Origin of the sequence: Klebsiella sp. HMSC09D12 (genome assembly GCF_001808475.1) — a bacterium.
GTDB classification, from domain to species: Bacteria; Pseudomonadota; Gammaproteobacteria; order Enterobacterales; family Enterobacteriaceae; genus Klebsiella; species Klebsiella oxytoca.
On the sequence record NZ_KV793503.1, the window covers coordinates 76,315 to 88,846 of the forward strand.

Here is a 12,532-nt window from a genome sequence, read left to right on the forward strand (position 1 = left end):
CAATGTCGTTAGTTTTTACTCAAATCACTCAGCAGAAAGGCAATACTCTGCCCGGCCACCGTCTGTTCGAGGGCGATTTTGACAATGATCGTCAGCGGTACCGAAAGCAGCATCCCTACCGGACCCAGCAGCCAGCCCCAGAAAATCAACGACAGGAAGACCACCAGCGTCGATAACCCCAGCCCGCGGCCCATAATGCGCGGTTCAAGGATGTTGCCAAACACCAGGTTAATCACCAGATAGCCCGCCAGGACCACCAGCGCTTCGTACAGACCGCCGAAGACCAGCACCTGTAAAATCGGCGGGATCGCCGCGAGGACCGAGCCAATATTCGGAATATAGTTGAGAGCAAAAGCCAGCAGCCCCCACATAAAGGCAAAACGAACGTCCAGCAGCACCAGCATTCCCCAGACCACCAGTCCGGTCACCAGGCTGATGGCGGTTTTTAATACAAGGTAGTGGGAGACGCTATCCAGCGCCCGTTGAATCGCGCCCATGCCTTCCACCGGCCGCGACATCAGCTGCTGCAGCTTTGCCGGAAGCTGCGGGACCTCCAGCAGCATAAACACCACCGTCAGCAGCAGCAGGAAGATAGAGGACATGGCGTTTGAAAGCTGGGTAAGCAGACTGGTCACCAGCGTCATCACCGCGTTGGGGTCAATGTACTTATTAAGCTCTACCACTGAGACGGTAAAGCCGAAGCGCTGCAGCCAGGGCGCGATAGTCTGCATCGGTTCATAAAGATAATTGCGGTACTGCGGCAGCGTGCGCGCCAGTTCGTTAAGCGAGGTGCCCAGCGAGGCCAGTAGCACCACGGCCAGCAGGACAATGACGCCGACCAGCAGCGAAATAGCCAGTACCCGCTGCACCCGACAGCGCACCATGAGCTGAACCAGCGGGTTAATCACTACCGCCAGAAAGATCGCCAGAATAAAAGGAACGATAATATCCGCCGCGAAGCGAATACCAGTCAGGATGATCACCATCATGCCAAGCATGATGACAATTTTTAAGCCGTTAAGCGTAATGATGGGTTTGGCCATACCGCTCCCTGCGAGAGAAAAAATGGGGTCTAATATGCGTTTATTGTAGACGCTGGCAAAGACAGCGTCTCAACGCGTCGCGTTGGTTAAAATGAAAAGCGCGACCCATGAATAAATAATTGACGAAACGCTATCATAATGGCGAACACCCCAGTAAAAAGCTAATCCAAATCAAATATCCGAGGTAAAGAACTGCAAAGACTTTGAGTTAAATGTGGCGTTATGGTACAAATCTGCGTGTGTATAACTACAGAGGACAATTTTCATCCGCAAATGATGAGAAGCAATACCGCGGATAATTGTAATTTTATGGACAATCAGTTCAGGATGTATATTTCTTATCACCCTGCAGTATCCCTCTTCAACTCCCGCTTCCTCGGCGAGCAGCACTGGCGCTCGGCGCTTTAGTTTTCTTCTCTCTGCCTGAGCTGGCGCGCTGCGCACGGCTAAATTAACGTCAGAATTTTTCCGGTTTACTTCGCAGTAAGCCGTCATGGATTATATTCTCAAGCAGGAGAAGGAATCATGTTTTATTGGATTTTATTAGCTTTAGCTATCGTTGCTGAAATTACCGGCACTTTGTCGATGAAATGGGCAAGCGTAAGCGGCGGGCATACTGGTTTTATTTTAATGCTGGTTATGATCGCGCTTTCCTATATTTTTCTCGCGTTCGCGGTGAAAAAAATCGCCCTCGGCGTAGCCTACGCCCTGTGGGAAGGGATTGGGATTTTACTGATCACCATTTTTAGCGTCCTGTTGTTTGATGAGACGCTGTCGATGATAAAAATCGCCGGGCTGGTCACCCTGGTCGCCGGGATTGTCTTGATCAAATCCGGGACGCAGAAAGCGGTAAAACCAGGCAAGGAGAAAGCGCATGCAACAGTTTGAGTGGATCCACGCCGCCTGGCTGGCGCTGGCGATTGCGCTGGAAATTATCGCCAACGTTTTTCTTAAGTTTTCCGACGGCTTTCGCCGTAAATTCTATGGCGTGATGTCGCTGGCTGCGGTGCTTGGCGCCTTTAGCGCGCTCTCGCAGGCGGTCAAGGGGATTGACCTGTCGGTAGCCTATGCGTTGTGGGGCGGTTTCGGTATCGCGGCGACCATTGCCGCCGGCTGGGTGCTGTTTGGCCAGCGTTTGAACCATAAAGGCTGGATCGGGGTGATCCTGCTGGTGGCCGGCATGGTGTTAATTAAACTCGCCTGATATGATGCCGCCTGCGAATGCGGGCGGCAAAATCTGCTCTCTGTATTACGCTTAAAAAATGAGCCTGTTCGGGCAATTTAGCCACCGGCCGTGATGAGGGCAGAACATGATTCACTTGCCAGGTTGGCGCAATATTCCCTCCGCCAGAACGCTTTCCATCATGATCTTTTTCGCCGGGATCGGCCTCATCGTGTCGGTGGTTTTTCTGCTCTATCTCTCCCAGCATCTGATTGGCCAGAAAGCGAACGAAATTGATAAGCATCGCTCCGTTTTATCGGTTAATGGCGCGGTGCAGACGTCGGTTAACCGCGTGCTGTCGCTGGTTCTGGATAATTCCGTCTGGGATGATGCCGTGAGTCAGACCTATGCCGGAAGGCTCGATCCGCAGTGGCTCTATAATTCCTGGGGTTCTGGTTTCAAGATTAACAATCTCTATGACGGTACTTTCGTACTCGATCAGCACTACCGCGTACTGTGGGGATCGTTTCGCAGCCAGCCCTTCCCCGGGCAGGATACGCAGTTTCTCGGCAGCGGCTTCCACGCGCTTATTTCCCAGCATGCCGCCGCGCTGCGCAGCGGTAAAAGCGCCTGGGCAGGCATTACCCGCACCCGCGCCGGTATTGCTTTTATCGGCATCGGCCTGATCCGTCCGACGGTCGGACGCCTGCAGGTGTTTGATGATACCCGCCGCTATCTGGTGATTACCCGCCATATCAACCCGCAAATGCTTGAACGTCTTGGCGATACGTTCCAGATTCGCAATCTGCACGTCACCCAGACCGGCGGCGAATACAGCATTCCGCTACGTACCCAGGCCGGGGAAACCGTGGGCTACCTGAGCTGGCAGCCCGGCCTGCCCGGCGCCGAAGCGTCGCGGGCGGCATCGAACAGCATTCGGCTGATTGCAGCGGTGGCGGCAGGGCTAATCCTGCTGTTTATCCTGTTCAGCTGCCTCGGACTGTACAAACTGGCGCGCGGCGAAAGCGTGGCGCGTCATAACGCCATGACCGACTGGCTGAGCCGCCTGCCTAACCGGCGGGCGCTGATCGAACGGCTTAATCAGGTTTGTGAAAATTCGCGCTATCAGACGCAAAGCGTGGTGTTTATCGATCTCGACGGCTTTAAGGACGTTAATGATAACTACGGTCACGACGTCGGCGATGCGCTGATCCTGCATATAGCGAAGGCGCTGCGGGAGCGGGTTCCCCCGGAAGGGATGCTGGCGCGGATGGGGGGCGACGAGTTCGCAATGACGATAAGCGGCGCAGAGGCGGCCAATCAGGCTTCGGTCTTTGCCCGCGCGGTGCTGGAACTGTTAAACGCACCGATTATCCTGAGCGGACGCAAAATCTATATCAGCGCCAGTATCGGTATTGCCAGCGGCGTGCCGGCAAGCTGCTCCAGCACGGAGCTTTTTCGTCGCGCCGATATTGCCATGTACCACTCTAAAAAGACTGGCAAAGGGCGTACCACCTGGTATGACGACGCGCTCAGCGACGCGCGGCAGTATCAGCTCAATATCGAGAATGGCATTCGTCAGGGACTGGAGAACGAAGAGTTCGATGTCTGGTATCAGCCGATCGTCAACGCTGATACGCTGGTGATGGAAGGTGTGGAAGCGCTGCTGCGCTGGCCGCGACGCCCGCAGGGGGCGCTGCCGCCGGATGCGTTTATCGGTATCGCCGAAAGCAGCGGCCTGATATACGCCCTCGGTCAATTTGTCCTGCATCGCGCCTGCAGCGATCTGCAGCCGTTAGGCGATCTGCTTCTGTCGGTAAATATCTCCCCGGCGCAGTTCCGCGACCCGGAGTTCGAGTCGCGGGTGGTCCAGGTGCTGGGACGCTGCCATTTTCCGGCCCGTCGCCTTCAGCTTGAGGTTACCGAGAGCTATGTTCTGGAGAATCCCGACCGCGCGAGAACGGCGATTAAAAATTTAAAATCGCTGGGTATCGCGGTAGCGCTCGACGATTTTGGTACCGGCTACTCCAGCATCGGCTACTTACGCAGCTTCAGCTTCGACAGCCTCAAGATCGATAAATCGCTGGCCGGATTGGTGGATGTTGATACCCAGGCCGCAGAGCTGGTGCGCGGTACCGTGAGAATTGCCGGGGCGCTGGACATCACGGTGGTGGCGGAAGGCGTAGAGAATCAAAAACAGCTGGCGCTGCTGCGGCGGGCGGGACGCGACAGATTGCAGGGCTACTATTTTAGCGAACCGATGCCCGCCACGTCGTTACTGCAACTGCGCCAGCAGCAGGGCTGACCGCTTACTGGGCGGCCAGGGCTTCCAGCTTATCGCGAAAACCGGTCACCGAGATGGCGCGGTTATCCGCTCGCCAGCGATCTTTTGGTCCAGGCGCCGAGCTTTGAACCGCAATCACCTGCCAGCCATCATCAGTTTTCAGCAGCAGCGGCGAGCCGCTATCGCCCGGCAGCGTATCGCACTGATGGGAGAGCACCGATGCCTGCGCCCAGCCGGTGACCACGCAATCCTGATGGGTGTAGAGATTATCCAGATGATCTTCCGGATAGCCAGACTGAGTCACTTTTCGTTCGGCGGTTTTAAGCGCGGCGGTCAGATCGGTTTTGCTGCCGCTAAAAATCGGCACCGGCGTAATGCCGGAAGGAGCGTAGCGCAGCACGATAAGGCCAAAATCCCATGGCGCCGCGGCGCTGGGAACTATCCAGCCATCGCCGTCTGCCTTAAGCCGTTTGCCCAGTGAAGGATCTACCCGACCTTCGATACCGTGAATTTCGTACACCCAGCCGCCTTTACGCGAGATAAAACGCAGCGCGACGGGTTTGTCTGGCTTACCTTTAGGTGGCGTAAGCAGACAGTGCCCGGCGGTGAGCGCCAGATTGGGGGAAATCAGCGTGGCGGTACAGAGATTACCGCTGGCGGTTTCCAGCTGCCCGATAGCATCCCAGGGATCGTCTGTGGGATTGCTGACGGGTTTACGGTCGTCATGACCAAAAAACAGCGTCTTAATATCTTTCGCACTCATGCCATCATCATCGGCCTGCACCAGCGCAGGGAAAAGACAGATCGAACACAGTAATAACAGTACGTCTCTACGCATATCACTCTCTGGGGAGATAATTATGTCTATTGAAAGTAGCAGCAGATTTAAGTTTATGAAAGTTAAGAACAATTTTAATTAAGCCAGACGGCGGGCTAATCCAGCCAAAAACGCGCCTTCATGACGGATCAATGGTGTTATTTCAAGATGTTAACGCTGTTTGGCCGCGGCGCTATTTCCGCAGAAAAGGGCGGCGGAAGCAACTTAAATCGTGTATCCGAACGTACATCAGATGAGGGAACATAACCTGATTTCCGCTTCAGCTTATTCTTAAGTCCATTCAGAAAAAAAAGCCGCTATTGGGTAAAATATGCAATTTCTTCACAGGAAAAACGCACTTCTTTACCTGTTTCTTACTTACTTTCAAAGTGAAACATTTTCTCACCGTAAACGTTGTTATTGCTACCCGCTTGTTGAGCAAAAAGAGATGTTATCCCGGCGATGATATCTGCAATGTCTAACACCCGATGTACGGGAGGATTTATGTCTAAACAAGGTATTCGCGCATTAGTTTATGTTTCGGTCGTATCCGCGATGATCTGGGGCGCTACGGGTTATCTATTGGTTGCCGCGGTTCACGTTCTCTAATTCGGGCTCCTCTCCCCGGCGGAGAATATTATCGGGGAGCGGGCCGGGGATATGCTGATTTAAAAAGTGATGCAGTAAAGCGATGGGCTGTGGGCTGAGAGGGTTTTTCGGCCAGACAAAATAGTAGCCTTCGCCGGTAGTTACCGCCGTCGGGAAGGGTAAGGCCAGCAGCCCGGCGCGTATCGCGGGTAGATTAAGCAGCAGATCGCCAATGCTGACGCCGTGCCCGCTCATCGCCGCCATGGTGCCTTGCTCAAGGGTATCAAAGACGATGCCCTGAGCAATATCCGGCGCAGGTCGCTCATAATGCTCGAGCCAGCGCCGCCAGTCACGGCGATCGGTGGACGGATGTATCAGCGTGCAGGCCGCTAAATCTTGCCTGGCCTGCTGCATCATCCCCGGTGCGCAAAGCGGGATTAACCATTCGGCAAAAAGCAGGCTGCAGCAGTTATTATTGCCAAAATTGCCATCTCCCAGGAGGATTGCGCAGTCGAATGGCTCCTGAGTAAAATCGACGCTGTCGCGATCCATCCACAGGCTGCTCATTTCCACTTCCGGTCGCTGGTGCTGCTGGCGAAACTGTTGCAGGACGTCCAATAGCCAGCGCATCGTAAGCGTTGACGGCGCCTTCAGCCGTAGCTTGCCTGCCTGACGACGCAGGGTCTGGCAGGCCCGGTCTATCGATGAAAAACTCTCATTCAGCGCCTTCGCCAGCTGATAGCCGGCATCGGTAAGCGTGACCTTTGGGCCATGGCGAACAAAAAGCCGGCATGCAAACCATGACTCCAGGGTGCTGACGTGGCGACTGACGGCGCCGGGCGTGACGTGCAGCGCCGCGGCGGCCTGACTAAACGAACCAAGCCGAGCGGCGGTTTCAAAAGCGCGCAGTGCGTAGAGCGGCGGCATAGACATTGGCAGAGATTTTCAATATTGAGTAAAACTCACATTCAAACTCACTATAAGTCGTTTTTCAACTCTGAAATCAGAGAGGAAGATAGGGTTTTAATTGGGAAATGGTGAGTTTAAATCATGAATATCTCTTTGCTGACGGCCTACTCTTTGACGGTACTGGCGCTTATTGCCACCCCGGGGCCGGTGGTGGTGTTAGTGACCGGCGCGGCGGCGCGGGAAGGCTTTGCCAGTGCGGTGCGCACGATGATTGGCGGGAATCTGGCTTCTTTAGTGCTGCTGGCCGCTGCTGCTGCGATGCTGAACGGCATAGTGGCGCTTGATCCACGCGCGCTAACGCTGATGGCGACGATCGGGTCGCTGTTTATTATTCGACTTGCGCTGGGGATGTTACGTGCAGAGCCGGTGACGCAGGATGCATTGAAAAAGCGTAGTGGGGTGATGGCAGGATTTGCGACCGCGTTAAGCAATCCCAAAGATATCCTGTTTTTTGCCGCGTTTTTTCCGCAGTTTATTTCTGTAACCGACAGCTTCGGTTTGAGCCTGGGGCTCCTGACGGCGGTATGGGTGATGATCGACTTAGGCGTGCTTACGCTCTATATTCTGGCGGTTCGTCGTTGGTTAACGGCGCGTTACGCCCAGCGATTAACAACGGTGTCGGCGTTTTTCCTGCTAATTCTGGCGCTTTACGGCCTGGGCTACAACCTCTGGCAGCTAAGTCTTCAGTAGAGGAAAAAACGGCTGGCGACCAGCGCGCAGATAATCAGCAGGATCAGGATGAGCTCAAAACGGTAGCGCCGCAGCATAGTGCTCTCCGGAAAAAAACGGCGCTGAAGCCAGCGCCGGTATTATATCAATCAATCTCACCCGGGAGATTAAGCAGCCGGTTGGGCAGCAGCTTTAGCGGTATGGTGCCCGGTGGTTTTGTGGTGCTTTTTCGCAGCCTGGGCTTTCTGAGCTACCGGTTTAGCGGCGGCCTTTTTGTGTTTTTTGGCGGCCTGAGCCTTCTGGGCGGCAGCCGGTTTAGCTTCTGCTTTCTTGTGCTTTTTAGCCGCCTGCGCTTTCTGCTCTGCAGCCGGTTTAACAGCGGCTTTATGGTGTTTCTTGTGATGGGTCGCTTTAGCGGTGGTGCTGTGAGTTGCAGCAGCCGGAGCCGGAGTGGCGGTGGTGGCGGCATCGGCAGCGAAAGCGACAGAAGACAGACCCATAGCAGCGGCAACGACCAGAGCTAATACTTTTTTCATTCTGATATCCTCGAAAAGGTTTCTTGTTTCAACCCCACTGCGGGGCCGTTGAAAGAACTATATGCTTGTCTTATCGAGGTTTCCGTGAGTGTTTGGTATCGGCGTGTAACCGTATGTACAACCTGCTCTCACCAGGGAAAATTGGGCGCCGGGAGCGGCCCGACGTCCGTAGCTTACAGATACCGCGAGGTGAGGTGCTGGCGGAAAAAGTCGCTGTTAAGGTCTTCCCCGGTCGCATGCTGTATCAGCTGCGAGGTGGTGAAACGGCTGCCGTGCTGCCAGATATTCTGCCGCAGCCAATCGAAGAGGGCGGTAAAGTTACCGTTGGCGATATCGCTTTCTAGCTGCGGTAGCGCCCGTCTGGCGGAAGCCATCAGCTGAGCGGCGTACATAGCGCCCAGCGTGTAGGACGGGAAGTAGCCAAAACCGCCATCGGTCCAGTGGATATCCTGCATACAGCCGTCCCGATAGTTGCCGGTAGTAGACAGTCCCAGCCAGTGCTGCATTTTTTCATCCCACAGCGCCGGAATATCATCAACCTCGATATCGCCATCAATCAACGCACGTTCAATTTCGTAGCGCAGAATGACGTGCGCCGGATAGCTCACCTCGTCGGCGTCGACGCGGATAAAGCCCGGTTTGACGCGTTGATTCCAGGCGATAAAGTTGTCGCGGCTAAAGGCCGGCTGCTCGCCAAAGTACCGGCGTACCGTTGGCAGCAGGCGTTGCAGAAAGGCTTCGCTGCGGCCGAGCTGCATTTCGAAAAACAGGCTTTGCGACTCGTGGATTGCGGTAGAGCGGGCGAGAGCGATGGGCTGATCGATCCAGTTACGCGGTAGATTTTGTTCGTAGCGTGCGTGACCGGTTTCATGAATCACGCCAAACAGCGCGCTGAGCAGATCGTTCTCGTTGTAGCGCGTGGTGATACGCACGTCCTGGGGCACGCCGCCGCAGAAAGGGTGGGCGCTGATATCCAGCCGTCCGCCATCAAAATCAAAGCCCAGCACGCGCATCGCTTCCAGCCCCAGTTCGCGCTGGTCAGCAATCGGAAACGGCCCTTGAGGTTCGATGAGCGGCGTTTGCGCCTGCTTTTCAACCACTTTCTCCAGCAGCGTGGGAAGCCATGACTTGAGGTCAGCGAACAGCACATCAAGACGCGTACTGGTCATATCCGGTTCAAAAATATCCAGCAGCGCGTCATAGCGGGAGCAGCCTTTTGCCGCGGCGCGAATCTGCGCCTCTTCGCGGCTCAGCTTGACCACTTCCCGCAGGTTTTCAGCAAAACCCTGCCAGTCGTTCGCCGGACGCTGGCTGCGCCAGGCGTGCTCGCAGCGGCTACCCGCCAGCGATTTCGCTTCCACCAGGCTTTCCGGCAGCAGCGCCGCCTGCTCGTACTGGCGGGTCATCTCGCGCAGGTTTGCCTGCTCAGCATCGTTCAGCTCTTCCTGAAGCGCATTGCGCAGCCATTCGCCCACTTTTTTATCGGTCAGAATCTGATGTTGCAAAACGCCAAGCTCAGCCAGCGCTTCGCCGCGGGCCGCGCTGCCGCCGGGCGGCATCATGGTGAACATGTCCCAGCCGGCGATGGCGGAGAGATGCGAAAAGCGGGAAAGGCGCTGAAAGGTCTTTACAAGTGACTGATACGGCGAGCTTTTTTCCATATTGTCGGATCCTGTTGGCTGCGTTTGCATAGGTGAGAATGAGGAGTATTCCATCACAATTCCTTTACCTTTCCCACAATGAAAAACCGGGGTGATGCTGACCTGGACGTCAGGCAGCGCTGGAATTGACCATCTGACCACAGCTACCCTAATGGAGTAAGGTGGTACAGACGGGTAAGTGATTGCCCGGACGGTTCATCAGCATAATGTCATGATTAATCGATTGCGTATTTTATGTTTGGCTCGAAATAATCCGGATGTGCGCAAAATAGCAGTTTCTTTCTCTGTGGTTGGCTAAAATATAAACATAGACAGGCCGCTGATGTGAGGTGGATTATGAATCCGTTTACCTGGCTGTTTATCGCACTGCTTTCTATGGACGCCGTCAGAGAACTGATGGGCATGTCGTCGGTACTGGGAATGTGGTGAACTGCGTGGCCCGCTTCAGGCCACGCAAGCCCGCGTTACTTCAGGCGCTTGTGCAAACAGGCGCCGGTAAGCAGCGCAGCCAGCAGCATCAGCGCAATAAACCCGCCAACGCCGTTCCAGCCGTAGTTATGCCAGAACACGCCGCCTAATGTCCCCGCCATGCTGGATCCCAGATAGTAGCTGAATAAATAGAGCGACGAGGCCTGGCCACGCGCGCGGCGGGCTCGTGGGCCGATCCAACTGCTGGCGACCGAGTGGGCTGCGAAAAATCCCGCAGAGAACAGCAGCATGCCGATGAAAATCAGCCACAGCGATGAGAATAACGTCATCAACAGCCCGCCGAGCATAACCGCCGTGGAAAACAACATCACCGGGCCGCGGCCATAGCGCACGGTCATCGCACCGGCTTTTGGCGAGCTCCATGTTCCGGTTAAATAGGCCACCGAAAGCAGGCCTACGACCGCCTGGCTTAATGACCACGGCGAGAGCATCAGGCGATAGCCAATATAGTTAAACAGAGTGACGAAGGACCCCATTAACAAAAAACCTTCGAGGAACAGCAGGGGCAGCCCGCGATCGCGCCAGTGCAGACGAAAGTTGATCAGCAGCGTTTTTGGTCGCAGCGAGGTCGGACGGAAGTGGCGCGATTCCGGCAGGATGCGCCAGAACATCAGTGCTGCGGCAAGGGCGAAGCCGCTGATGACCGCCAGCGCAATCCGCCAGCCGAAGAAATCTGTGAATACACCGGTCAGCAGACGACCGCTCATGCCGCCGATGGAGTTACCGCTGATATACAGCCCCATCGAGAACGCCACCACGCTGGGATGGATCTCTTCGCTCAGGTAGGTCATGCCGACCGCCGCCACGCCGCTCAGCGACAGACCAATCAGGGCGCGCATAATCAGGATCCCGTGCCAGCTGGACATCATCGTCGACAGCAGGGAGCAGCAGGAAGCCAGCACCAGCGCCGTCACCATTACCTGTTTGCGGCCAATCGCGTCAGAGAGCGGGCCGGTAAACAGCAGGCCGACCGCCAGCATGGCGGTGGAGATGGACAACGAGATACTGCTGCTGGCTGGTGAGACGCCGAATTCAGTGGAGAGCACGGGCAGGATCGGCTGAACACAATAAAGCAGCGCGAAAGTCGCCAGTCCGGCAGAGAAGAGCGCAAGCGTAACGCGAATAAATTGCGGAGTGCCGCGTTTGATAAACTGGTTTGGCTGAGGAGCGATGGTGTCGCTGACGTCGCTTGCCGGGACGGCGTCAGCGGTAGTTGTACGGCTCACGGAAAAATCCTTGCTGATATACAGAGTTAAATGACCTTGCAGGGCATTTATTAAGGGTATGAAAATGTAAATATTCTGTCTAATATATTAATAATCTCAAATAAGACGTTTTAAATATGAATATTGAGCTGCGTCATCTGCGCTACTTTATTGCGGTGGCGGAAGAACTCCATTTTGGTCATGCGGCGGCGCGGTTGAACATATCTCAGCCGCCGCTTAGCCAGCAGATTCAAATCCTTGAGCAGCAAATTGGCGCACGTCTGTTTGCTCGTACCAACCGCAGCGTTAGCCTGACGGATGCCGGCAAGCAGTTTCTCGCCGATAGTCGGCAGATCCTCTCGCAGGTGGAAGATGCCGCCGCGCGGGCCGCTCGTCTTCACCACGGCGAGACCGGTGAACTACGCATTGGCTTTACTTCGTCGGCTCCCTTTATTAAGGCGGTATCGGACACGTTGTCGACCTTCCGCCATCGCTATCCGGATGTGCATATTCAGACGCGGGAAACCAACACTCGCGAGCAGATTGTGCCGCTAAACGAAGGGGCGCTGGACCTGGGGCTGATGCGTAACACCCAACTGCCGGAAACGCTGGTCTGGGAAAGAGTGCTGCGTGAACCGCTGCTGGCGATGGTGCCCCGGGACCATCCGCTGGCGAGCCAGCCTGGCGTTAGCCTGCGGGAGCTGGCGCGGGAGCCGTTCGTCTTTTTTGATCCTCATGTTGGTACCGGACTGTATGACGATATTCTGGGGTTAATGCGCCGCCACGACCTGACGCCGGTCATCACCCAGGAGGTGGGGGAAGCCATGACCATTATCGGCCTGGTTGCCGCCGGGCTTGGCGTGTCGATTTTACCGGCCTCATTCCGGCGGGTTCAGCTGTCGGAAATGTGTTGGTTGCCCATCGAACAGCAGGATGCGGTCTCGGAAATGTGGCTGGTATGGTCTAAGCATCGTGAGCAGGGTCAGGCGGCGCGCCGTTTTCGCGAATCGCTGCTGGCCAGCGCCAGGTGATGCATTTAAGACAAATCAGGGCTAAAAATGTGCGGTAAATCACAAGGCTAAGTAAAAATTTGACGAGTACCGTTGAAG

At 55.5% G+C, this 12,532-nt stretch carries 13 protein-coding genes; 6 read left to right on the forward strand and 7 right to left on the reverse strand.

Features of this window, described 5'->3' with window-relative positions; genetic code table 11:
• Nucleotides 1-8: 8 nt before the first annotated feature.
• Nucleotides 9-1,043: an AI-2E family transporter gene (locus tag HMPREF3178_RS22825; RefSeq protein WP_017145775.1), complete on the reverse strand. Its 1,035-nt coding sequence runs from the start codon at nt 1,041-1,043 to the stop codon at nt 9-11.
• A 171-nt stretch (nt 1,044-1,214) separates the two neighbouring features.
• Nucleotides 1,215-1,538, reverse strand: a complete 324-nt coding sequence (locus tag HMPREF3178_RS30370; protein WP_004102516.1) for a hypothetical protein — start codon at nt 1,536-1,538, stop codon at nt 1,215-1,217.
• A 30-nt stretch (nt 1,539-1,568) separates the two neighbouring features.
• Between HMPREF3178_RS30370 and mdtJ the strand changes: the two genes are divergently transcribed.
• From mdtJ to HMPREF3178_RS22840, 3 genes are all read left to right on the forward strand, one after another.
• Entirely contained in the window at nt 1,569-1,931 is a 363-nt protein-coding gene (mdtJ, locus tag HMPREF3178_RS22830) for a multidrug/spermidine efflux SMR transporter subunit MdtJ (protein ID WP_004102515.1), read from the forward strand.
• Nucleotides 1,918-2,247, forward strand: coding sequence for a multidrug/spermidine efflux SMR transporter subunit MdtI (gene mdtI, locus HMPREF3178_RS22835; RefSeq protein ID WP_017145776.1), 330 nt, complete (start codon nt 1,918-1,920; stop codon nt 2,245-2,247). The genes mdtJ and mdtI overlap by 14 nt, the downstream gene beginning before the upstream one ends.
• A 106-nt stretch (nt 2,248-2,353) precedes the next feature.
• Nucleotides 2,354-4,510, forward strand: coding sequence for a putative bifunctional diguanylate cyclase/phosphodiesterase (locus HMPREF3178_RS22840; RefSeq protein WP_070585523.1), 2,157 nt, complete (start codon nt 2,354-2,356; stop codon nt 4,508-4,510).
• 4 nt (nt 4,511-4,514) lie between these two features.
• Here HMPREF3178_RS22840 and HMPREF3178_RS22845 read toward each other — a convergent pair whose 3' ends face one another.
• Together HMPREF3178_RS22845 and HMPREF3178_RS22850 are read right to left on the reverse strand one after the other, a co-directional pair.
• On the reverse strand, nt 4,515-5,327 hold the full coding sequence (locus tag HMPREF3178_RS22845) for a trypsin-like serine peptidase (protein WP_017145778.1): 813 nt from the start codon (nt 5,325-5,327) through the stop codon (nt 4,515-4,517).
• A 558-nt stretch (nt 5,328-5,885) separates the two neighbouring features.
• The gene (locus tag HMPREF3178_RS22850) at nt 5,886-6,827 is read right to left on the reverse strand and encodes a LysR substrate-binding domain-containing protein (protein ID WP_017145779.1); all 942 of its coding nucleotides are present in this window, start codon (nt 6,825-6,827) and stop codon (nt 5,886-5,888) included.
• A 117-nt stretch (nt 6,828-6,944) separates the two neighbouring features.
• Here HMPREF3178_RS22850 and HMPREF3178_RS22855 point away from each other — a divergent pair, with 117 nt between their 5' ends.
• The gene (locus HMPREF3178_RS22855; protein ID WP_004102499.1) at nt 6,945-7,553 is read left to right on the forward strand and encodes a LysE family translocator; all 609 of its coding nucleotides are present in this window, start codon (nt 6,945-6,947) and stop codon (nt 7,551-7,553) included.
• 146 nt (nt 7,554-7,699) lie between these two features.
• Here HMPREF3178_RS22855 and asr read toward each other — a convergent pair whose 3' ends face one another.
• Together asr and HMPREF3178_RS22865 are read right to left on the reverse strand one after the other, a co-directional pair.
• Nucleotides 7,700-8,068 (reverse strand): acid resistance repetitive basic protein Asr, encoded by a 369-nt coding sequence (asr, locus tag HMPREF3178_RS22860; RefSeq protein WP_004102497.1) that lies wholly within the window; start codon nt 8,066-8,068, stop codon nt 7,700-7,702.
• A 173-nt stretch (nt 8,069-8,241) separates the two neighbouring features.
• Nucleotides 8,242-9,729 carry a carboxypeptidase M32 gene (locus HMPREF3178_RS22865; protein WP_017145780.1) on the reverse strand — a complete coding sequence of 496 codons (1,488 nt, stop codon included), beginning with the start codon at nt 9,727-9,729 and terminating at the stop codon, nt 8,242-8,244.
• Between the two features lie 336 nt (nt 9,730-10,065).
• Here HMPREF3178_RS22865 and HMPREF3178_RS31440 point away from each other — a divergent pair, with 336 nt between their 5' ends.
• Nucleotides 10,066-10,158 (forward strand): KPN_01571 family protein, encoded by a 93-nt coding sequence (locus tag HMPREF3178_RS31440; protein ID WP_004102479.1) that lies wholly within the window; start codon nt 10,066-10,068, stop codon nt 10,156-10,158.
• 35 nt (nt 10,159-10,193) lie between these two features.
• Here the strand turns inward: HMPREF3178_RS31440 and HMPREF3178_RS22870 are convergent, their stop codons facing one another.
• Nucleotides 10,194-11,444 (reverse strand): MFS transporter, encoded by a 1,251-nt coding sequence (locus HMPREF3178_RS22870; protein WP_004102477.1) that lies wholly within the window; start codon nt 11,442-11,444, stop codon nt 10,194-10,196.
• Nucleotides 11,445-11,560: 116 nt separating this feature from the next.
• Here HMPREF3178_RS22870 and HMPREF3178_RS22875 point away from each other — a divergent pair, with 116 nt between their 5' ends.
• Nucleotides 11,561-12,454, forward strand: a complete 894-nt coding sequence (locus HMPREF3178_RS22875; protein WP_070585524.1) for a LysR family transcriptional regulator — start codon at nt 11,561-11,563, stop codon at nt 12,452-12,454.
• Nucleotides 12,455-12,532: the final 78 nt, after the last annotated feature.